Here is a 21,791-nt window from a genome sequence, read left to right as displayed (position 1 = left end):
TTTATAAAAAGTAAAATGATTAGAAAACTTGTGGTTAATAACTAAAAAACTATTTTTAATTTAACAATTGTTTATTCTTTTTTAAATAAATTAAAATTTAAAAAACATGCATAATTACATATTTTACTTTATTAGTGTTAATTAAAATATTGAACTAAAACACATCAAAAACGAAGTTAAATATAATGAAAAAAAGAAAAAAAACCACAAAAAATCCGAAAACTAAATAGATAAACATTCCTTAAAAAAGAGAGAGAAACAGTACTATTAGAATTTGTTTTAAAATTAATTTTCATAAAAAAAGGTGAACATTAATTGAACACCTTTATAATTTATAAAAAACCAAAAATCAATTCTTAATCAACCATTTGTATAACACTTTTTCCAAATCCAATTGAATAATAGGTTTAGGTAAATAATCATTCATTCCGGCCATAAGACATTTTTCTTTATCTCCAACCATTATTCCCGCAGTGATTGCTATTATAGGAATACTTTCAGAATCTTTTAACTGTCTAATTTCGTCTGTTGCTTCATATCCATTTTTATTTGGCATTTGAATATCCATTAGAATCACATCCGGTTGCTCTTTTTTATAAAGCTCAACAGCCTCATTGCCATCCTTAGCTTCAAAAATAATACAATTTGAGATGATTCTTTTGACCAATGTTTTAGCTAAAAGCATATTAATCTTATTGTCCTCAACTATTAATACCTTATGACCACTCAAAGTATTTTCTGGTACAATAGCATCCGCTTGAATCGTTTTAGCGAATAATGCATCTGCATTTTTTTTATGATTTGCCTTTTTGAATTTAATAACAAAGAAGAAATCACTTCCATCACCATACTTACTGATTAGTTGTAACTTACTATCCATCAAAGCCAATAACTGATTTGAAATTGCCAACCCCAATCCGGTACCGCCAAATTTTCTATTGGTAGAATTATCTTCCTGAACGAACGAATTGAATATTTTCTCGTTATTGTTTGTTTTTATTCCTACCCCGGTATCTTTTACAGAAAACTTTATAGTTGACCATTTTTTATTTGAAACCTCTATTTCATTAATATCCAATCTTATCTCTCCAAAACTGGTGAATTTTATGGCATTGCTTAATAAATTTACCAATATCTGTTTCAATCGTACTGAATCAGCAAGAATATGTTGTGGAACACTTTTACCTATATCAAGTTTTAAATCTATCTGTTTTTGGTTTGCTTGAAATTTAAATAAATCGATGACCTGATTTGTCAATTTAAAAAGATTTATTTCTTCAATATCTAACTCTAATTTACCAGATTCAATTTTAGAAAAATCCAAAACATCATTAACAATTTCCATCAACGATGTTGCTGATTCATTGACCGTAGTCATGTATTCTGCCTGATTTTTTTTCAAATCTGACTTCATTAATAAATGAGTAAAACCAATTATACCGTTTAATGGAGTTCGTATTTCATGGCTCATATTAGCTAGGAAATCAGTCTTTGCTTTATTTGCGGCTTCAGCTAATTCTTTCGCTTTTACGAGCTCCATTTCCATCGTATTTTGCTCAGTGATGTCAATAAAACTGATAACAATTTCATTTATATTACCGTTAGCATCAATATCAGGATAGCCATTGATTAAAAGCCATACAATATCATTATTTGCAGGACGATTGACTCCAAGTTTAAAATTTTTGATTGCTTCCTTTTTAGCTATAATTTGGTTTACAGGATAATTTTCAAACTGCAGAACAGAGTTATCTTCATTCAAAAAATTCCATGTCGAATCAAAAGCCGTAATACCCTTCATCTCATCATCCGTTAGCCCCAATAATTCTGAAGCCTTTTGATTATTCACAATAATTGAAGTATCCGATGCATGAACCACAATACCGGCATCTAGATTATTTAATAAACCACGGTACCTTTCCTCGCTTTTGAAAAGCGCATAGTCTGACTGTTTCGAATTAGTAATATCGCGAGAAAGACATATAAAATGAATATCATGATCCGTGCTTTCCTGCATAGGTGCTACAGAAAGTTCAAACCAATGCAAACCCTTTTCTAATTGTATTGAATACTGTCTTCCTGCTGAAAAGCCTTTTTCTGAAGCCTCACGTGTTGCTGATAGACACAAATTTGCAGCATCTAGAGGTAATATTTCGGTGAAATTTTTCCCTAAGTATAGATTGGCTGGCATTGCCAATAAATCATTTCGACGAGAATGATAATTATAAATTTCACCTTTCAAATCTACCTCAAACAACACATCTGGGATGGCGCCAAGTATAGCTTCCAGTTTTTTATTTATTTTCCTGAAATCATCCTCAGATTTCTTCCGTTTGGTGACATCTCGAACGATGGCCAAAATTCGTCCATCAATAATCATTTTAGCAGTAATTTCTACCGGAATTAAGGATTGATTCTTATGAAGCATATTACGTTCCATCAACGTTTGTTCACCGTTAAGCAATTCTTCATACATTATAGGCGTAGTAACAAGTTCCTCATCTGTATATAAATCTGTAACGTTTTTGGTACACAATTCCTCATTGGTATATCCAAGCATTACGCAGGCACTTTCGTTTACCTCAAGTAAATTTCCTGAGATATCATTAATAAAAATAGCATCTGAGGCTTGTTCTATAAGGCTTTTATATTTTTTCTCACTATTTATTAGTTGTTCTTTTACATTGATTAATTCGGTAATTTCAGTCATGGAACCAATAAAACGTATTGCCTTACCAGATTCATCTCTTACAATAACTGCACGGTCGTAAAAGTATCCATAACTACCATCCGCTTTTTGAAAACGAAATTCATCTGACCATACATTAGTAGTACCGGCATAGGTTTCTTCAATCTTATTAATAACTCTTTCCTTATCATCTGGGTGAAGTTTAGATCGCCATACTATTTTATTATTAACAGTACTTGACTCACCATTATTACCGAAATTAAAAAGTTCAATAAATGCTTTATTATTCCAACTTTGCCCAGTCAACAAATCAACTTCTGATATGGCATCATTTGTAGCAACTGAAATTCGCTCAAATCGTTCATTAGCAATCCTGATTTTTTCTTCTGCTTTATTTCTTTCAGTAAGATCAATTCCCATTCCAACCAAGCATTTTTTTCCTTCATAATCAATCACATGAGAACTAATATAATATGGGATTTTATTTTTATTTTTAGTAAAAAATTCAACTTCAATACCAGGTGATTTTCTTTTAAATACTGTTTTTATTCTTGTTTTAACTTTTTGCTTCTCTTCGCCATCAAAAAAATCTAGAGGATTCATTTTCCTGATTTCCTCATAATCGTACCCTGTTACTTTTTCAAAATTTTTATTCCATTTTACAAAATTTCCTGATTCATCATAGAGATAAAAAATTCCCGGAAGATTATTGATTATCGATTCCGAAAGTTGTTTTTCTCGCAGGATTATTGCTTCTGCATTTTTTCGTTCCGTAATATCGGTGATGGTACCTATGTACCCCACAATCTCATTTCTAAAATTTCTTTCAGGAATAGCTTGCCCCAAAACCCAAGCTATAGAACCGTCAGGACGAACAAAACGGTATTCTGACAATGACTTTTCTTGATTATTGGATGCATTCGCCCAACCTTTAAACAATGAATTTTTATCTTCCCCATGTACTCCTTTTAACCAACCATTTCCTAAAGCTTCCTGAAAAGATAAACCTGAAATTTGACACCACTGTGGATTTACAAACGTGGTGTAACCGCTAGCATCTGTTTTAAAAATTCCTACAGGAGCAACATCCGTAAGCAAGTGATAACGCTCTTCACTTTCAATAACTGCTACCTCAGCCTTTTTTCTTAAAGCCTCTTTTCTAAGAACTTCTAATGCAAAAGACACATCACCCGTTGCCTCCTCTAATAATGCAATTTCTTCTGTATCAAAAAAGTTTTTTTCATTGGCATAAAAAGAAAAAACGCCAATTACCTTTCCTGATTTTTTTATTGGAACTGCCATTACAGAAAGATATCCCCGTTCCATAGCTTCTTTTCGCCAAGGTTGCATAATTGGATCACTTTCAACATCATTACAAACAACATATTTCTCTGTTCTAATAGCAATTCCTGCTGGACCTCTACCCTGCGGTATGTCTTCAGTTGAAATTGTTTTAATTCTCGATAGATACTCGTTATCTTCACCGGCCCTAATAAATGGAACTACTTTTTTAGTAGCAAAGTCAATCATACCGAACCATGCCATCCTAAATTTGCCTATATCCACCGCTATTTTACACACTTCTTCAAAAAGCGTTTTTTCATCATTTGTACGAACAATCATTTGATTAATTTGAGTGATGAACAAATAAAGTCGGTTGGCTTTGATCAGTTTTTGATCAGCTCTGACGCGCTCCGTAATATCAGTAACAATACCGTGACAAATTACAGTTCCTTCCGGTTCAACTACTGGTAACGAATTAACATCATGCCATACTAATCCTTTTTTAGGATGAAAATAGCGATATTGGCATTTGAGCGGAACTAATTTTGATTTTGTTGCGACAATACTTTGCCTCACAAAATCCAAATCATCTGGATGAATCAGTTGAAATATTTTATCCGGATCATTCTGAATTTCTTTAAAAGTAAAACCATAAATTCCCTCAATAGCCTTGCTAGTATATGGATAAGATAGGCTTCCATCCTTATTTTGACGCATCGAATAGATTAATCCTGGCGAAGCGTCTGCAATTTTAGCAAACTTATTTCTTTCACTCAGCAAAGTTTCATTTGCGTTTTTAGCCTCCGTTATATCTCTTAAATTTGAAATAATTCCTCCAACGCTACTATCGTCAATTTTATTATTTAAGATTCCTTGAAGCCAAATATAATTTCCGTTTTTATGCTTGGCCTGAAAAAGTATTTCAATAGGTTTATCAGGATTATCTATTGCTTTTTGGATCATCTGATGCACATAATCAAAATAATCCGGATGAAAATATTCATTTTGTGGAATTTTCTCAAATTCATCATCCGTGTATCCTGTCACACGAGCAGAAGATGAGCTTCGGAAAATAGTATTTAAATCTTTATCAAAAACCGTAATAATACCAAAATTGTTCTCAACCAAAGCACGAAATCGTTTTTCGCTTTGTTCAATTTTATCCTGAGCAATTTTACTTTCTGTAATATCTCTTAGGTTGGCAATAATCAACCTCGATCCATCATCACTGAATAAGTTCGTAAGTACTCCTTTTATCCAGATGTAATGTCCTTTTTTATGTTTTACCTGAAACTGAATTGGATTTAGAACTCCCGGATTTTCGAATGTTTCTTTCATCTTCTGATTCACATAATCAATATAATCAGGATGAAAATATTCTGAATCAGAAATCTCAGTGAATTCTTGTCTTGTATAACCAGTTATGCGTTCCGATGATGTACTGCGAAATAATGTTTTAAAATTTTCATCGAGGACAGTTATAATTCCCTCATTATTTTCGACCAATGCTCGGAAATATTTATCATTATTTTCAATGGTTTCTAATGCTTTTTTGCTTTCGGTAATATCTTTAACAAATCCCAAAAAACGATTTTCAGACACTTTAATAGCCTCTACAGACCACCATCTTAAATGCCCTAATTTGTGCCTAGCTCTCAATTCCTTTTTACCTACTCCATCACGGACTAGGTTCTTGAAATCCTGAAAATAGGCCTCATAATTAGGTGTTATAGACAAATCTCCAAACTTCATAGTCAAAAGTTCCTCTCTTGAATAACCTGACAAGACAGTAGCAGCCTTATTGACCTCTAAATACTTTCCTAGTTCATTTAAAACAAAAACACCATCAGGAGCATTCTCTATATAATACTTAAATTTAGCATTGCTTTCTTCTTCAATTGATTTTAACTTATATTCTATTAATGCAGTTTCTTGATTTTTTATAGATTCCTCTATCTGCTTTTTTACAGTGATATCTTGCGTATTTCCTCTTAATGCATAAACATTTCCAGAAGTATCAAGTACCGGAATTACAATTGCATGTATCCATTTTTTACTATTATCAGATAAAATGACACTTTGTTCAACTTCAAATTGTTTTTTATCGTCAATGGATTGATCAATTTTATTTAGAAAAGATGCTACATCTTCTTTTGAAAAGAGATTTAAAAACTCCTGGAATAAATTCTGGTCCTGTTTCATATCGATTTCATAAATCGAATACAATTCCTTAGACCAAATCATTTTTTTTGTTAGTAAATTAAATTCCCAACTTCCTATTTTAGCAATTTTTTGCGCGTCGTTTAATAATTTTTCGTTTGCTAGTAAATTTTCCTGAGTGGCCCTTATTTCAGTGATGTCTCTTCCGATTGCATAAATAAATTGTCCCGTTATATCTACACTAGTTGTCCATTGTATTACAACAATTTCACCAGTTTTTTTTAAAAATCTATTTTCAAAATTTATCGAGGTAATCCTTTTTGACAACCTTTCAATTTCTAAACTAGTTTTATTTACATCTTCAGGATGAAGAAATGAGGTCACCAAATTACTAAGCAATTCCTTTTCTGTGTATCCTAATTTTTTTATAAATGCTGGATTTATTTCTTTGAAATAGCCATCAGCGCCGGAGATACACAGCAAATCTTGAGATTCTTTAACATAGAATTCAAAATTGGTTAAAGTATTTTTCTTTTTATCTAACCGAGTTACTTCTAATTCTAGCTCTTTTACTTTAAGAAGTAGAGCGTCGTAAGATATATTGTCTTTATTCATACTGGCGATATTCAAATATGTTTTAAATATAATAAATTTATAAGTATAAATAAAAAAAAGCTTTGCCATTAAAAAAAACACTCCAAGACATTCAATACTATTATTTTAATACGAATCACTTCCCCGGATTTTATTTTTTCACAGAACTGTTTAAAATATTTAATTATTTCAAAAAATCATTCCTAAAGAAATGAATATATATTTCACTCCTAAAAAAGGACAAATTAAAAAATGTATTTCGGCTTAATTTTTGGTAACTATTTATTCAAAATAGAGAATACTGATTTTTTTTGAACGCAAAACAATCTAAAAAACGGCTCTTAACCGTCTAGTGATTTTTTTTTAACAAAAAATTAATTCACATTTGTATATACAACTATAAAATGTGTTACATTTGTACCAACAAATTACATATATACAAATATGAAAATTGAAGACATTTTAAAATCAACTGTACCAATGGATAATTCAAAAAAAATTATTCTAAATGTTTTGTATACGCAAAACGTGATTACAGAAAATTTTAATGAATTATTAAAACCTCATGAAATATCCGGAGAACAATACAATGTGCTTCGAATATTAAGAGGACAAAAAGGAAACCCGGCAAACATGTGCGTGATTCAAGAACGAATGCTGGCCAAGACGAGTAATACCACTCGATTAGTAGATAAATTATTGCTAAAAGATTTTGTAACTCGAAAAGTTTGCCCTGAAAACAGACGAAAAATAGAAGTCTTAATTACACAAAAAGGACTAAATGTTTTAGCAGCGTTAGATCCAAAAGTGATTGCTCACGAACAGTTTTTTTCAAAAAACTTAAATGCTGAAGAAATAGACCAGTTAAATCAATTATTAGAGAAATATAGAAACCAATAAATAGTCAATACATTATGAGTACTTTTTTAGAAAATCAAAATTGGAGATACGCAACAAAAAAATTTGATGCAACAAAAAAAATAACTGCTGAAGACTTAAGCACACTTAAAGAAGCGATTCGCTTAAGTTCTTCATCTTATGGTCTACAACCGTACAAAGTTATCATTGTTGAAAATCCAGAATTAAGAGCAAATATTCAACCTGCAGCATGGGGACAATCACAAATTGTTGAAGCTTCTCATCTAATTATCTTTGCAAATGAAACAAAAGTTGATGATTTAGCAATAGATGAATATATTAAAAACATAAGCCAAACCAGAAATATGCCAATTGAAGCTTTAGCAGGGTATGGTGACTTCATGAAATCTAAAATTACTTCTTTAACTCCTGAAGAAAAAAATATTTGGACAGCAAAACAAACGTATTTAGCATTAGGAAACTTATTAAACGTAGCAGCAGAACTTAAAATTGATGCTACTCCAATGGAAGGTTTTGTTCCTGCTCAGGTTAATGAAATATTAGGACTTGACAAATTAGGGTTAAATGCAACTTTAATTGCAACTCTTGGTTACAGACATGACGAGGATGCTACCCAACATTATAAAAAAGTTAGAAAATCAAACGAAGACTTATTCATTACATTATAAATTACTAATTCAAAATCAAATATTAATTCAAATCAAATTTAAACACATGAAAAATTTCAAATCAATCGCATTAGCATTAGTAGTAGTTTTATCTACATTATCAGTAACAGCACAGACTAAAAAAATCAACACTGCTGGAAGTTCAATCACTTGGACAGGGAAAAAAGTAACTGGACAACACGAAGGAACTATCAACCTTAAAGATGGTGCTTTAGTTTTCAAAGGAAAAAAATTAGTTGGAGGTACATTCAATGTAGACATGAATTCAATCGTAGTTACTGATTTGAAAGCAGGTCAAGGTAAAGAAAAACTAGAAGGTCACTTGAAAGCGGATGACTTTTTTGGAACTGATAAATTCGCTACAGCAACTTTAGTTTTCAAAAAAGTGGTTACTAAATCTCCAAATTTATATACTGTAACAGGAGATTTAACTATTAAAGGAATCACTAAACCAGTAACTTTTGAACTTGCTACAACAGCAAATACAGCTACTACGAATGTAGTTATTGACAGAACAAAATACGATATTAAATATGGTTCTGGAAGTTTCTTTGACAGCTTAGGAGACAAAGCTATCAATGACAATTTCAATTTAGCAGTAGCAGTGAAATTTTAATTTCACCACATACCAAAGATTAGCCTCAACAAGAAATTGTTGGGGCTTTTTCTTTTTGTGGTTTTACGATGAAAATTTTATTTAACAAAAATTCTTCATTTTTACTGTTTTTTAACGCATTATATGTTTGAATAATCAAATTTCATTTCTATATTTGTGGCAACAAAATAAAACATGAAAACAATTTTAAACAATACTTGGTGGTGGAACAATTTACGTCAGTCGTCGTGAACTAAGCTCCTATAGTATTATTAAAACTATAAATATAAAAGGCTTGTCATCACGACAGGCCTTTTTTTTGTGCCAATTTTACCAGTAAAACACAACATTAAAAACATAGCAATTGAAATCATTTAACTTAAAGACAAATTATAAGCAAATCCTTGCAGATACTATTACTCCTGTGAGTGTGTATTTCAAAATTCGGGATAAATTTTCCAATAGTCTGCTGCTGGAAAGTAGCGATTATCATGGGAATGACAACAGTTTCTCCTATATTTGTTGCAATCCTATTGCTTCTATCAAAATAGAAAACGAAATTATTCACAAGACTTTCCCTGATGGCAGTTCTGAGAAAATTGCAATTGATGCAACAACCAATATTCCAGAAGTCATTCAAGAATTTTCAGGTCAGTTTAAATCCGAGAAAAACGATTTTAAATTCATCAATAATGGCCTTTTTGGATATATTTCGTACGATGCGGTTCGTTATTTTGAAAAAGTAACTATTGCCAAAAAAGAAAACAGCAATACCATTCCTGATGTTTATTATGCCGTATACCAAAACATCATTGCTATCAATCATTTCAAAAATGAAGCCTATATTTTCTGTCACAGTTTAGACGGAAAAAACAACATTTCAGAAATCGAACAATTATTACAATCCAGAAACATTGCTTCTTATAAATTTTCGAAAGAAGGCGAAGGATTTTCGAATCTTACAGATGAGGAATTCAAACATAATGTGGCTTTGGCCAAAAAGCATTGTTTCCGTGGTGATGTATTCCAATTGGTTTTATCCCGAAGGTTTACCCAAGGTTTCAAAGGTGATGAATTCAATGTCTACAGAGCGTTAAGAAGTATTAATCCTTCACCATATTTATTCTTTTTTGACTATGGCGATTTCAAAATATTTGGTTCTTCACCTGAAGCACAAATTATTGTCAAAAACCGTAAAGCCGAAATTCATCCTATTGCAGGAACTTTCAAACGTACGGGAGATGATGAAAAAGATGCGATTCTTGCCAAAGAATTATCCATTGATAAAAAAGAAAACAGTGAGCATGTGATGTTAGTGGATTTGGCTAGAAACGATTTAAGCAGAAACGGTCATCATGTCAATGTGGAGAAATACAGAGAAGTACAGTTTTTCTCGCACGTAATTCACTTGGTTTCAAAAGTAACGGGACATTTGCACGAAAATGCGACAACGATGCAAGTGGTAGCCGATACTTTTCCGGCAGGAACATTGAGCGGAGCACCTAAACACAGAGCGATGCAACTGATTGAAGAGTATGAAAAAACAAACCGTAATTTTTATGGAGGTGCCATTGGTTTTATGGATTTTGAAGGTAACTTTAATCACGCCATTATGATTCGGACATTTCTAAGTAAAAATCACCAATTGCATTCTCAAGCGGGAGCAGGAATTGTAGCCAGTTCTGATGAAGAAAGCGAAATGCAGGAAGTGTACAATAAATTGAGAGCGCTGAATGCAGCGTTGGATTTAGCGGAAACAATATAAAATAATTTAAAGATTCAATAATTTAAGAATTTAAAGATTACTGAAACACTAGAATTTTTCAATCTTTAAATCTTTTAATTTTTCAATAATAAAAATGAAAAAAATACTAGTCATAGACAATTACGATAGTTTTACTTATAATCTAGTGCACTATCTCGAAGATTTAGATTGTGAAGTAACCGTTTACAGAAACGATGAATTTGATATTGATGAAATTGCAGTTTTCGATAAAATTCTTCTTTCTCCTGGACCTGGAATACCGGACGAAGCAGGATTATTGAAAGATGTAATTCGGAAATACGGGCCAACCAAAAGTATCTTTGGCGTATGCTTAGGTCAACAAGCTATTGGAGAAGTATACGGAGGAACGCTTTCTAACTTAGACAAAGTGTATCACGGTGTGGCTACCAATGTGAAAACCGTTGTTGATGATGAACTTTTATTTGAAGGATTAGGAAACGAATTTGAAGTAGGACGTTACCATTCTTGGGTAGTTGATTCTAATTTGCCAGATGTTCTAGAAGCGACTTCTTTTGACGAAAATGGACAGGTAATGTCCTTGCGCCACAAAACGTTTGATGTGCGCGGTGTACAATTTCATCCCGAAAGTGTTTTAACTCCAAATGGAAAAAAGATATTAGAGAATTGGGTGAAAAACTAGTCATAAAGTCAAATGTCATAATGTCGAAAGACTTTAAGACTTTAAACTTTCAACTTTAAGACATATATAAAAATGAAAAATATATTAAACAGATTAATCAATCACGAAATGCTTTCGGCAGCAGAAGCAAAAAATGTATTGGTTAATATATCAAACGGGAGTTACAACACGAGCCAGATTGCTTCGTTTCTAACCGTTTATATGATGCGCAGCATAAGCATAGATGAACTTGCCGGTTTCCGTGAAGCATTATTAGAATTGTGCATTCGCGTGGATTTATCCGCTTACAATACCATCGATTTATGTGGTACTGGAGGCGATGGAAAAGACACTTTCAATATTTCAACATTGGCCTCATTTGTAGCTGCCGGTGCCGGAATAAAAGTGGCGAAACACGGAAATTACGGGGTTTCATCAATTTCTGGATCGAGTAATGTAATGGAGAAACTAGGAATCAAGTTCAGTAATGAGGCTGATTTTCTGGAAAAATGCATCGATAAAGCAGGAATTTGTGTTTTACACGCGCCGTTATTTCACCCCGCTATGAAAAATGTGGGACCTATTCGAAAAGAATTGGGCGTAAAAACCTTTTTCAATATGTTGGGACCAATGGTAAATCCATCATTTCCACAAAATCAGTTGGTTGGTGTTTTCAACTTAGAACTAGCCAGAATGTATGCGTATTTGTATCAAAACACAAATACTAATTTCACCATCTTGCATTCGCTTGACGGTTATGATGAAGTTTCGTTGACAGGTCCTACAAAAACAATTACCAGTTCCATGGAAGGAATGTTAAATCCAGAAGATTTTGGTGTTCGCCTTTTGCTGCAAAGCGAAATCGAAGGCGGAACAACCATCGAAGAATCGGCACAAATGTTTACCGATATTATTTCGGGAAAAGGAAACGAGGCCCAGAATAATGTGGTTTGTGCCAATGCGGCAATGGCAATTGCAACCGTTACAAAATGTTCTCCTTTAGAAGGATTTCAAATAGCGAAAGAAAGTTTATTATCCGGTAAAGGACTTGTAGCTTTGAACAAATTAAAAGAGTTAAGCAAATAAAATAGTTAGAAGTTCAAGGTTTAAAGTTGTTGGAATTTCGAACAACTTTAAACTTGAAACAAAGAAAACTTGAAACAAAAAAATAAATGAATATTTTAGATAAAATCATAGTTGATAAAAAAAGAGAAGTCATTCTCAAGAAATTGATTATTCCGGTTTCACAATTGGAAGCTTCTGTTTTCTTTGAAAAAAAGACTATTTCTTTGAGTGATAATTTAAGAAACAGCACATCAGGAATCATTGCCGAGCACAAACGCCGTTCGCCTTCCAAAGCAGAAATTAATTACAGCTTTACGGTGGAAGAAGTTACTAAAGGATATGAAAATGCTGGTGCTTGTGGTATTTCGGTATTGACAGATGGAAAATATTTTGGTGGTTCCTTAGACGATTTACTTTTGGCAAGAGCCACAGTAAATATCCCATTATTGAGAAAAGAATTTATTGTAGATGAATACCAAATATTAGAAGCCAAAGCTCACGGAGCCGATTTAATATTGCTTATCGCTGCAGTTTTGACAAGAGAGGAAATCAAAACCTTATCTGAATTTGCAAAAAGTTTAGGACTGGAAGTTTTACTGGAAGTTCACAATCAGGAAGAACTGGAAAAATCGATTATGCCAACATTAGATATGATTGGGGTGAACAACCGAAACCTAAAAACATTCGAGGTGAGTTTGGATTTCAGCAAGCAATTAGCATCACAAATTCCCGATGATTTTGTAAAAGTTTCTGAAAGCGGGATTTCATCAGTAGAAGCCATCAACGAACTAAAACCTTTTGGTTACAAAGGATTTTTAATTGGAGAAAACTTTATGAAAACGGATAATGCCGGTAAAGCAGCAATGGAATTTATATCAAAATTATAAAGATGAAACTCAAGATCTGTGGCATGAAATATCCCGATAATATTCTCGAAGTAGGTACGCTCCTACCCGATTATATGGGGTTTATTTTTTGGGAGAAATCGGCTCGATATTTTGATGGTGTGATTCCACAATTACCAAAATCAATCAAGAAAGTAGGCGTTTTTGTCAATGAAACTGGAGAAATAATTTTGGCGAAAGCCATAAAATACGATTTGCAAGCCATTCAATTACACGGTCACGAATCGGTTGAGTTTTGTCAGGATTTGAAAAATAAAATAGAGAATTCAGCTGAAATTATAAAAGTATTCTCGGTAGATGATTCTTTTAATTTTGAAGTATTAAAACCATTTGAAACCGTTTGTGATTACTTTCTTTTTGACACCAAAGGAAAATTACCAGGAGGAAACGGAACCACATTTGACTGGAAAGTTTTAGAAAAGTATCCTTCTAGCAAACCGTTTTTTCTGAGCGGCGGAATCGGAATTGAGGAAATGGATGCCGTGAAAGAAATAGCAAAAACCAATTTACCGCTTTACGCCATTGATGTAAACAGTAAATTTGAAATAGAACCGGGATTAAAAAACATAAAAAAATTAGATAGTTTCAAGAATAACTTGAAAACTTTAAACTTATAAACTTTAAAAAAATGAGTTACAACGTCAACGAAAAAGGCTATTACGGAGAATTTGGAGGCGCTTTCATTCCGGAAATGTTATATCCAAATGTGGAAGAATTACGTCAAAATTATTTAAAAATCACAGCAGAACCAGAATTTCAAGCTGAATTTGATGCTTTGCTAAAAGAATATGTAGGTCGTCCAACGCCGCTTTATTTTGCCAAACGCTTATCTGAGCAATATAACACTAAAATCTACCTAAAAAGAGAAGATTTATGTCATACTGGTGCCCACAAAGTCAACAATACGATTGGTCAAATTTTGTTAGCCAAACGCTTGGGCAAAAAACGAATCATTGCTGAGACCGGAGCTGGTCAACATGGAGTTGCAACAGCTACAGTTTGTGCCTTAATGGGACTGGAATGCATCGTGTACATGGGTGAAGTCGACATCAAGCGTCAAGCGCCAAATGTGGCTCGTATGAAAATGTTGGGTGCCGAAGTTCGTCCGGCGATGTCAGGTTCAAAAACCTTAAAAGATGCCACTAACGAAGCCATTCGCGATTGGATTAACAATCCCGTTGACACCTATTATATCATTGGATCTGTCGTAGGACCACATCCTTATCCGGATATGGTGGCGCGTTTCCAAAGTGTAATATCAAAGGAAATCAAAGAACAATTACTGGAAAAAGAAGGTCGTGAAAACCCTGATTATGTGATTGCCTGCGTAGGTGGCGGAAGCAATGCTGCCGGGACATACTATCATTTTCTGGACGATGAGGATGTGAATATTATTGCCGTTGAAGCAGCGGGATTAGGAGTTGACTCCGGCGAAAGTGCCGCAACTTCTGCCTTAGGAAAAGTGGGCGTTATTCACGGAAGTAAAACATTGTTAATGCAAACAACGGATGGCCAAATCACCGAGCCGTATTCCATTTCAGCAGGACTGGATTATCCAGGAGTCGGTCCTATGCATGCCAATTTATATGCCACAGGAAGAGCGCAATTCATCTCAATTACCGATGAGCAAGCGATGCAATGGGGAATCAAATTATCTCAAATGGAAGGACTAATTCCTGCCATTGAAAGTGCGCATGCCTTTGCCGTTCTGGACGAAATGAAATTCAAACCGGAAGATGTGGTAGTCATCAATCTTTCTGGTCGCGGCGATAAAGATTTGAATACGTATATTGATTATTTTAAATTATAAAAAAAGCATAATTTGGGCGTTCCCAAAGGGTCGGGCTGTCCGCTATATCTTTTTCATGGCAGAAAAAGCCATAAAAAAGGATGCCGCTTCCATCCCTAACGCAGACAAATAACTAGAAAACACTATTTATGGAACAGCTATTCTCTTACGGTACATTGCAGTCAAAAGAAATTCAGATGCAGGTTTTTAATAAACTATTAAGCGGAACTGAGGACAAGCTTTTAGGATACAAACTAAAAGATTTTCAAATAGAAGAAGAATTTGGAATGGAAGATTATTTTGTAGCCATTCCAAGTGAAAATCCTACGGATGCAATAAATGGTATCGCTTTTATTGTAACCAACGAAGATCTCATAAAAGCAGATCAATTCGAATCTAATGCTTATAAAAGAATTCAAATAACATTGCAATCTGGACTAACAGCCTGGATTTATATTGAAAGTTAATAATCAAGAAAAACAGTTCCGATTTAAACAACCTATTAGGTTTCTAAAACCAAATTTTGAATACAAAATTAATACCCAAAAGGTTTTGGAAACCTCGCAGGAATAAATAAATTATATTAAAAATGAACAGAATAAATCAAAAATTACAAGAGACTAAAAAGATACTTTCCATTTATTTTTCGGCGGGATATCCTAACCTCAACGACACTGTACAAATCATTCAGGATTTAGAAAAAAATGGTGTGGACATGATTGAAATCGGATTACCGTTCAGTGATCCATTAGCTGATGGACCAACGATTCAAGCCAGTTCCACACAAGCTTTGCATAACGGAATGACAACACAAGTGTTGTTTGACCAACTAAAAGACATTCGCAAAACGGTTGCTATTCCTTTGGTGATTATGGGGTATTTCAATCCGATGTTACAATATGGAATTGAGAATTTCTGTCAGAAATGTGCAGAGATTGGAATCGATGGATTAATTATTCCTGATCTTCCGGTTGATGTGTATGCTGATGAGTACAAAGCCACTTTCGAGAAATACGGATTGAAAAATATATTTTTGATTACGCCACAAACATCCGTTGAACGCATCCACTTTATTGACAGCGTATCGGATGGATTTATCTATATGGTAAGTTCTGCGAGTGTTACGGGATCGCAAACAGGTTTTGGAAGCGATCAGGAAGACTATTTCAAACGCATTGCCGACATGAATCTAAAAAACCCTCAAGTAATTGGTTTTGGAATCAACAACAAAGAAACCTTCAACCAAGCCACACAATTTGCCAAAGGAGCAATTATAGGAAGCGCTTTCATTCAGCACCTAACAGAGAACGGAACAGGAAAAATTGAAGAGTTCGTAAAAGCGATTCGATAAAATTTTCTTTTAAATATTATCAAACGGCGTTTAAAGTTGATTTAAATGCCGTTTTTTTGTGGTTTAAACAATTATAACATCTAGTCATTTATAAGATTATTTTTATATATTAGCGTAAGAATGAAACTGAGTTTTAACAGATCAATCTAAATTTGGGGTGATAGGTCGCAAAATGTCAGAGTTAATTTTTAATTATGTGCTATGCTTACTTAAAACTCACTATTTTCTATGGATAAAGAATTTGAAGGATTTGTAATTTATAATAAATATTACAGCGATAGAAAGGCATTTGCTGTTGTTTCCGATGATTATGAGTGTAAAGCCGACTTGTCAAAAATCCCCACAATATTTAAAGATTTCATTGTTCCAATTGAGGATAAAAGATTTTTTGAACATTCTGGGATTGATTTTAAGGGTATTACAAGAGCATTATTTCGAAACCTTGTACATCTAAAGGTTTTAGAAGGGGGCAGCACAATATCTCAGCAACTTGCAAGAAACTTATTGAGAGAAAACTCCAAAACAATATCTAGAAAAATTAGAGAAACATTGAAAGCGCGAGAGCTGGAAAATAAATTTTCGAAAGATGAAATTCTAAATCTATATTTCAATAATATCTACTTTGGTAGGAATATACGTGGATTAAGAAGTGCATGTTTATGCTATTTTGATAAAGAGCCGGAAGCTTTAAATTATTCGGAAGTTTTGTATCTTATCACAATCTTAAGAGGGCCCAATTATTATATTGCAAATATTGCTAAAGCCAATTCTAGGATGAGACTTCTTTCTAATTTATTATATGACAAACGAAAGATAAATTTAAATCAGCAAAACAAAATTGATAACCGAATCATCAAAGTTGCAAATAATAAAATTATTTCTATTAAAAACAGAACAATACCTTTCATCACTGAAAAGATTGATTTGAAGAAAAAGATAATTGTTTCCACACTAATGCCTCAATATCAAAATTTTGCTCAACAGTTTGTTCGAGATTCAAAATATCCCACCTCGGTTATAATCATAAAAAACAAAAAGGTTGTTGGTTTATCCAGTTATTATGGATCGGATTATCCCTTTTTTTTCAAGTCAAATGTCGGATCGACATTGAAACCATTCATTTATTATTTGGCTAGAAAAATTGGAATTAGTGATACAGAGAAATTTAATTCTCAAAGTAATACCTTGCAGTGGAGTGTAAGAGAAGCTACAATAGTTAATTCGCAATTAAATATAAATGAAGCATTATTTCATTCTAATAACAACTCTTTTATAAACATTGCTGAAAAAGTTGGGATAAATGAGACTCTCGAGTTTCTTTCAGAAACCTTGAGTATCGATCAAAATGAATTATTTCCTTCAAGTATATTAGGTGCAACAAAAAACGGGATATCGCTCTATCAATTAGCTAGTATTTACAACTCTTTCTTATGTGAGAATTTAGATAGCCAAAAGAAAGACTTAATGAAAGTTATGAATAAAATTTTCAGAACTAAAATTGGTTTGGATATTGAAAATGCATTTCTTAAGACTGGAACAACTAATAATAATGAAGAGAGATTAGCTGTAGTGCATCATGCTGACACAACTTTCGCTTTTTTAAGAAATGAAAATCCAGAAAATGATTATTCAAAAGATGGTAGTATCTTTAAACACATAAAAATTGCTTTTATATCATTTTTTAAACAAAAGAAAGATTACAAATGGATGAAATAGAAGTTTTAAAAGACGCGGATTCAAATTTACTGGTATTTCTTCTGACAAGTTTAATAGCTTTCATGGCATGGATTATAAAAGGTGCAATTGAAAAACCCATAAATGATTCAAAAATAACATTTGAAAAAACTTTTAACATCCGTATCGAGATTCTTACTGAAGTAAAGAATAGATTAAGTTTAATATTATATTTTAAAAATGATGATGAAAGCAAAGTTTTTAAAGAGCAGATTCAAGATCTTCTTCTTAAAGATGGAAAATCAGCATACCTTAGTAAATTAATTCTGGACAACTGTTTAAGATTATCAATCGATGAAAACGGCAACGAAGCTTTAGTTAAAGAAACAATTTCATTAATTGATATAGAGCTTTTCCAACTAATCTCTAAAGTTGAAGATGAAATTACTTTTTTTAGAAAGTTCTCGAATTTTAATCCTTTAAGTAAAATTATTGGGATTACTTTGTTAGCATTGCAAAATATTATCACGATTTTACTGATTGGACTGATTATTTATTTTATAGTTTCTTTTTACATCAGCAGTGCGATCTGCGGCAAAATATTAATTCTAATTATATCAATTGGAATAATGTTTTTTGCTAATTGGTATCTCTCTAAGAAATAGTAAAACACATAAAAGTCAGCCCAGCTCCGCAAAGTGTTCTTCTAAAAAAATAAATCTCTGGTGAATGCTGCGCAAATGTCGCGAAAGAATAATTGACGAGATTTACTTTTCCAACAAAAAATAGGTAATCTAAATCCATTTGGCAAATATTCAAAACGTCAGTATCATACTATTTAGCATTATATTTATTGTACTGTTTTAAAAGCTATCGATTGTTCCTTCAAAGCGTTGTATATTAAACTTTAATCCGTATTTTTAATAATCTGTTTTATTTAATTCTATTAGACAAAAACCTATGACTATATTAACTCAGATTATTTGGCTCTTTATACTGGCTATACCGGTTGCTTGTGTTTCATGGACAGTTACCCATGAGAAATTGTTTCAAGAGCCAAGGGAATACTGTGTTAATAGAAGCCTTTATGATGACACTTTGTTAAAAAGAAAGTTTTTTTACCTTTTTACTTGCGAATACTGTTTTAGTCATTACATAACAATCCTATTTCTTATTTTAACTGACTATAAACTTTTGCTGACTGACTGGAGAGGATATATCATAGCAGGCTTCTCATTAGTATGGATAGCCAACACTTACATGAGTATATTTGCGCTTATTCGACAAACCATTAAAAAGGAAATAACTGAAATTAAAGTGTTGGAAAAAGAGAAAAAAATTTAATCCCGAATCGTTAGTGCGAGTTCTCGTCCGTTAAGTTCGAGATAGCAATCGCTGCAAAGAAAATATTCCTTATTCTCCGCAAGTTATTCTTCTAAAAATAAATATATCCTATAATGAGGAATGTTCATAATTCAAAGTTTGTTTTGTACTTTTAAAACATACTCATTTACTGAAAACTTGAATTACAATAATGAATTACACCCTGCTAGCGCGATTGTTAAAGTCATTATAGTGCAACGCTACAAGTAACAACAAACTGGAAATGAAAAACACAATTAATCACGATGAGCGTATTGCTAAAATGATATTTACTTCGGTATATCCTCTTTATCTCGCAAAAGTGGAGAAGAAAGGCAAAACGAAAGAAGAATTACATCAAGTAATTGAATGGCTTACTGGTTATGATGATAAAAGTCTTCAAAAACAGATTGATGAAAAAGTAACTTTTGAAAAATTCTTTAAAAATGCTACAATAAACCCTAAAGCTCAACTTATAACGGGTGTAATCTGTGGTTATCGGGTTGAAGAAATTGCAAATCCACTAACACAACAAGTCAGATATTTAGACAAATTAGTAGATGAATTAGCAAAAGGAAAGACTCTAGATAAAATTTTAAGAAAGTAAACAATTTAACAACTTAAAAGATTAAAATTATGGCACTTATCAATCCACACATTAACTTCAACGGAAATGCCGAAGAAGCATTCAATTTTTACAAATCTGTATTTGGCGGAGAGTTCGCAAAGATTATGCGTTTCAAAGACTTGGCAAGTACTGAATTCCGGGTATCAGAAAATGAAGCGAATAAAATAATGCACATTGCTTTGCCTATTGGCCAAAATATTTTAATGGGCAATGACGTTCCAGAAAATATGGGTCCTGTAAATGAAAATGAAAACAGATCTAAAATATCCATTAGCGCAGAAAGTCGTGAAGAAGCCAACAAGTTTTTTAGCGGACTTTCAGCAGGCGGAAATATTGAAGTACCAATTGACGACAGCCCTTGGGGTTCCTATTTTGGTATGTTTAGAGATAAATTCGGTATCGAATGGATGGTAGATTTTGACCCAAATTATAACAGAAAAGTATAATGAATTATCACTTTAGAAAAGCGGAACTATCTGAAATAGCTCCGATATGGGAAATTTTACAACAAGCTATACAACGCAGAAAAGAAGATGGCAGTACCCAATGGCAAGATGGTTATCCAAATCCAGAAGTCATACAAAAAGACATTGAAAAAGGAGGAGGATTTGTTTTGGCAGACGGAGAAACTTTAATCGGTTACAGTGCGGTACTTATCAATGACGAACCTGCTTATCAGAATATTGAAGGAAAGTGGCTGACAATTGATGATTTTGTTGTCATGCACCGTGTAGCCATTTCTGAGAAATATTTGGGCAAAGGACTTGCGAAATTGATGCTGAAAAACATAGAAGATTTTGCATTAAGCAACAATATTTACAGTGTAAAAGCAGACACTAATTTTGACAATCCCGCTATGATGAAAATTTTTGAAAACTTAGGTTATACCTATTGTGGGGAAGTTTTTTTTAGAGGAAGCCCAAGAAAAGCATACGAGAAAGTATTACACAAACAAGACTGATTGAAATTAAAAAACCGCAAATTTGCAAATAAAAACAGCTACCAACTGTTTCGATACTTTGCAAATTTGCGGTGAATTTTTTTTTAAACAATCTTAAACTACAGCTTCTTCTTCAGGAGCCGTTTCAAATTCCATGTGGTCCACGATTTCCGCAACTACTTCCGGTTTTGATGCTTTGAGCGCATTAAATCTTTCTAATTGTTCCAGTTCACCTTCTTCCCCACTGAAATAAGGAAAAACATCCATAATAGGTGATTCTGAAATTGCGGGAACGGTGTAGTCGCCCATCGTACCTTTCATCACGCTAATGGTGTTATCATAAGCTTCTTTTACATCATTAGCTTGCACTAATAAATACATATTAGTTTTGCGTTCTTTACCGCTTTCTTCATCATAGGCCAATAAAGATACTTTAGATCTAAACCAGCGATCCGCATTTTCGAAGGGATGAATCTCAGCATAATTAGCGACTTTAATGTTCGTGATTTTGAATTCTTCACTGATATACGCCGACATCTCTTCATTGATTCTGCTTTCAGCTTCGGTATAAGATAACGCGTCTACCAAGTACGGTTCCGTTGTAATCTTCTGTCCGCCAGTTTCGTCTGTTTTTCTATATTTTACTTTGCATTCGTACCAAGTTGTGCTCATTTCTTTTTTTTTAAGGATGTCAAAGATAGATTTAAAAGAAAAAAAACAACAGCATTACTAAAATAGATATTCACAATTTTTGATGGAAGTTGGTATTGATTTTTATTTCATTTAAAAGAATTAATTCCTCA

General features: G+C 32.9%; 18 protein-coding genes. 16 read left to right on the top strand and 2 right to left on the bottom strand.

Annotated features, from left to right (window positions below; translation table 11 throughout):
• Positions 1-349: 349 nt before the first annotated feature.
• Positions 350-6,748, bottom strand: coding sequence for a PAS domain S-box protein (locus ACNQF8_RS10095; protein ID WP_417953301.1), 6,399 nt, complete (start codon positions 6,746-6,748; stop codon positions 350-352).
• Between the two features lie 423 nt (positions 6,749-7,171).
• Here ACNQF8_RS10095 and ACNQF8_RS10090 point away from each other — a divergent pair, with 423 nt between their 5' ends.
• From ACNQF8_RS10090 to ACNQF8_RS10015, 16 genes are all read left to right on the top strand, one after another.
• The gene (locus ACNQF8_RS10090; RefSeq protein WP_417952202.1) at positions 7,172-7,627 is read left to right on the top strand and encodes a MarR family winged helix-turn-helix transcriptional regulator; all 456 of its coding nucleotides are present in this window, start codon (positions 7,172-7,174) and stop codon (positions 7,625-7,627) included.
• A 14-nt stretch (positions 7,628-7,641) separates the two neighbouring features.
• On the top strand, positions 7,642-8,274 hold the full coding sequence (locus ACNQF8_RS10085; RefSeq protein ID WP_315208356.1) for an NAD(P)H-dependent oxidoreductase: 633 nt from the start codon (positions 7,642-7,644) through the stop codon (positions 8,272-8,274).
• A gap of 46 nt (positions 8,275-8,320) precedes the next feature.
• Complete coding sequence (locus ACNQF8_RS10080) at positions 8,321-8,890, top strand: YceI family protein (RefSeq protein WP_417952203.1); 570 nt, start codon at positions 8,321-8,323, stop codon at positions 8,888-8,890.
• Between the two features lie 343 nt (positions 8,891-9,233).
• On the top strand, positions 9,234-10,634 hold the full coding sequence (locus ACNQF8_RS10075; RefSeq protein ID WP_417952204.1) for an anthranilate synthase component I family protein: 1,401 nt from the start codon (positions 9,234-9,236) through the stop codon (positions 10,632-10,634).
• Between the two features lie 94 nt (positions 10,635-10,728).
• Complete coding sequence (locus ACNQF8_RS10070; RefSeq protein ID WP_417952205.1) at positions 10,729-11,295, top strand: anthranilate synthase component II; 567 nt, start codon at positions 10,729-10,731, stop codon at positions 11,293-11,295.
• 72 nt (positions 11,296-11,367) lie between these two features.
• Positions 11,368-12,360 (top strand): anthranilate phosphoribosyltransferase, encoded by a 993-nt coding sequence (gene trpD / locus ACNQF8_RS10065; RefSeq protein WP_417952206.1) that lies wholly within the window; start codon positions 11,368-11,370, stop codon positions 12,358-12,360.
• Between the two features lie 86 nt (positions 12,361-12,446).
• Complete coding sequence (gene trpC / locus ACNQF8_RS10060) at positions 12,447-13,226, top strand: indole-3-glycerol phosphate synthase TrpC (RefSeq protein WP_417952207.1); 780 nt, start codon at positions 12,447-12,449, stop codon at positions 13,224-13,226.
• Positions 13,227-13,228: 2 nt separating this feature from the next.
• Positions 13,229-13,861: a phosphoribosylanthranilate isomerase gene (locus ACNQF8_RS10055; protein WP_417952208.1), complete on the top strand. Its 633-nt coding sequence runs from the start codon at positions 13,229-13,231 to the stop codon at positions 13,859-13,861.
• Between the two features lie 11 nt (positions 13,862-13,872).
• Positions 13,873-15,054 carry a tryptophan synthase subunit beta gene (gene trpB / locus ACNQF8_RS10050; protein ID WP_417953302.1) on the top strand — a complete coding sequence of 394 codons (1,182 nt, stop codon included), beginning with the start codon at positions 13,873-13,875 and terminating at the stop codon, positions 15,052-15,054.
• Positions 15,055-15,182: 128 nt separating this feature from the next.
• Positions 15,183-15,500, top strand: coding sequence for a gamma-glutamylcyclotransferase family protein (locus ACNQF8_RS10045; protein WP_417952210.1), 318 nt, complete (start codon positions 15,183-15,185; stop codon positions 15,498-15,500).
• A 122-nt stretch (positions 15,501-15,622) separates the two neighbouring features.
• Complete coding sequence (gene trpA, locus ACNQF8_RS10040) at positions 15,623-16,384, top strand: tryptophan synthase subunit alpha (protein WP_417952211.1); 762 nt, start codon at positions 15,623-15,625, stop codon at positions 16,382-16,384.
• Between the two features lie 228 nt (positions 16,385-16,612).
• A complete protein-coding gene (locus tag ACNQF8_RS10035; RefSeq protein WP_417953303.1) occupies positions 16,613-18,100 on the top strand; it encodes a transglycosylase domain-containing protein in 1,488 nt (495 codons plus the stop codon).
• Positions 18,088-18,723: a hypothetical protein gene (locus ACNQF8_RS10030; protein WP_417952214.1), complete on the top strand. Its 636-nt coding sequence runs from the start codon at positions 18,088-18,090 to the stop codon at positions 18,721-18,723. The genes ACNQF8_RS10035 and ACNQF8_RS10030 overlap by 13 nt, the downstream gene beginning before the upstream one ends.
• Positions 18,724-19,664: 941 nt before the next feature.
• The gene (locus ACNQF8_RS10025; protein ID WP_417952215.1) at positions 19,665-20,027 is read left to right on the top strand and encodes a DUF2200 domain-containing protein; all 363 of its coding nucleotides are present in this window, start codon (positions 19,665-19,667) and stop codon (positions 20,025-20,027) included.
• 29 nt (positions 20,028-20,056) lie between these two features.
• Positions 20,057-20,494 (top strand): VOC family protein, encoded by a 438-nt coding sequence (locus ACNQF8_RS10020; RefSeq protein ID WP_417953304.1) that lies wholly within the window; start codon positions 20,057-20,059, stop codon positions 20,492-20,494.
• Complete coding sequence (locus ACNQF8_RS10015) at positions 20,494-21,009, top strand: GNAT family N-acetyltransferase (RefSeq protein WP_417953305.1); 516 nt, start codon at positions 20,494-20,496, stop codon at positions 21,007-21,009. Before ACNQF8_RS10020 ends, ACNQF8_RS10015 begins: the two co-directional genes overlap by 1 nt.
• A gap of 93 nt (positions 21,010-21,102) precedes the next feature.
• Here the strand turns inward: ACNQF8_RS10015 and ACNQF8_RS10010 are convergent, their stop codons facing one another.
• On the bottom strand, positions 21,103-21,660 hold the full coding sequence (locus tag ACNQF8_RS10010; protein WP_417952218.1) for a DUF4494 domain-containing protein: 558 nt from the start codon (positions 21,658-21,660) through the stop codon (positions 21,103-21,105).
• Positions 21,661-21,791: the final 131 nt, after the last annotated feature.

Source organism: Flavobacterium labens (assembly GCF_048286755.1).
GTDB lineage: Bacteria > Bacteroidota > Bacteroidia > Flavobacteriales > Flavobacteriaceae > Flavobacterium.
Note: the sequence above shows the minus strand (reverse complement) of the source record. Positions and strands in the feature narration are given on the sequence as shown.

Bases quoted from the DNA above. Each gene is read 5' to 3' on its own strand.
- ACNQF8_RS10095 (WP_417953301.1), bottom strand. From the start codon at position 6,748: ATGAATAAAGACAATATATCTTACGACGCTCTACTTCTTAAAGTAAAA.
- ACNQF8_RS10090 (WP_417952202.1), top strand. From the start codon at position 7,172: ATGAAAATTGAAGACATTTTAAAATCAACTGTACCAATGGATAATTCA.
- ACNQF8_RS10085 (WP_315208356.1), top strand. From the start codon at position 7,642: ATGAGTACTTTTTTAGAAAATCAAAATTGGAGATACGCAACAAAAAAA.
- ACNQF8_RS10080 (WP_417952203.1), top strand. From the start codon at position 8,321: ATGAAAAATTTCAAATCAATCGCATTAGCATTAGTAGTAGTTTTATCT.
- ACNQF8_RS10070 (WP_417952205.1), top strand. From the start codon at position 10,729: ATGAAAAAAATACTAGTCATAGACAATTACGATAGTTTTACTTATAAT.
- trpD (WP_417952206.1), top strand. From the start codon at position 11,368: ATGAAAAATATATTAAACAGATTAATCAATCACGAAATGCTTTCGGCA.
- trpC (WP_417952207.1), top strand. From the start codon at position 12,447: ATGAATATTTTAGATAAAATCATAGTTGATAAAAAAAGAGAAGTCATT.
- ACNQF8_RS10055 (WP_417952208.1), top strand. From the start codon at position 13,229: ATGAAACTCAAGATCTGTGGCATGAAATATCCCGATAATATTCTCGAA.
- trpB (WP_417953302.1), top strand. From the start codon at position 13,873: ATGAGTTACAACGTCAACGAAAAAGGCTATTACGGAGAATTTGGAGGC.
- ACNQF8_RS10045 (WP_417952210.1), top strand. From the start codon at position 15,183: ATGGAACAGCTATTCTCTTACGGTACATTGCAGTCAAAAGAAATTCAG.
- trpA (WP_417952211.1), top strand. From the start codon at position 15,623: ATGAACAGAATAAATCAAAAATTACAAGAGACTAAAAAGATACTTTCC.
- ACNQF8_RS10035 (WP_417953303.1), top strand. From the start codon at position 16,613: ATGGATAAAGAATTTGAAGGATTTGTAATTTATAATAAATATTACAGC.
- ACNQF8_RS10030 (WP_417952214.1), top strand. From the start codon at position 18,088: ATGGATGAAATAGAAGTTTTAAAAGACGCGGATTCAAATTTACTGGTA.
- ACNQF8_RS10025 (WP_417952215.1), top strand. From the start codon at position 19,665: ATGAAAAACACAATTAATCACGATGAGCGTATTGCTAAAATGATATTT.
- ACNQF8_RS10020 (WP_417953304.1), top strand. From the start codon at position 20,057: ATGGCACTTATCAATCCACACATTAACTTCAACGGAAATGCCGAAGAA.
- ACNQF8_RS10015 (WP_417953305.1), top strand. From the start codon at position 20,494: ATGAATTATCACTTTAGAAAAGCGGAACTATCTGAAATAGCTCCGATA.
- ACNQF8_RS10010 (WP_417952218.1), bottom strand. From the start codon at position 21,660: ATGAGCACAACTTGGTACGAATGCAAAGTAAAATATAGAAAAACAGAC.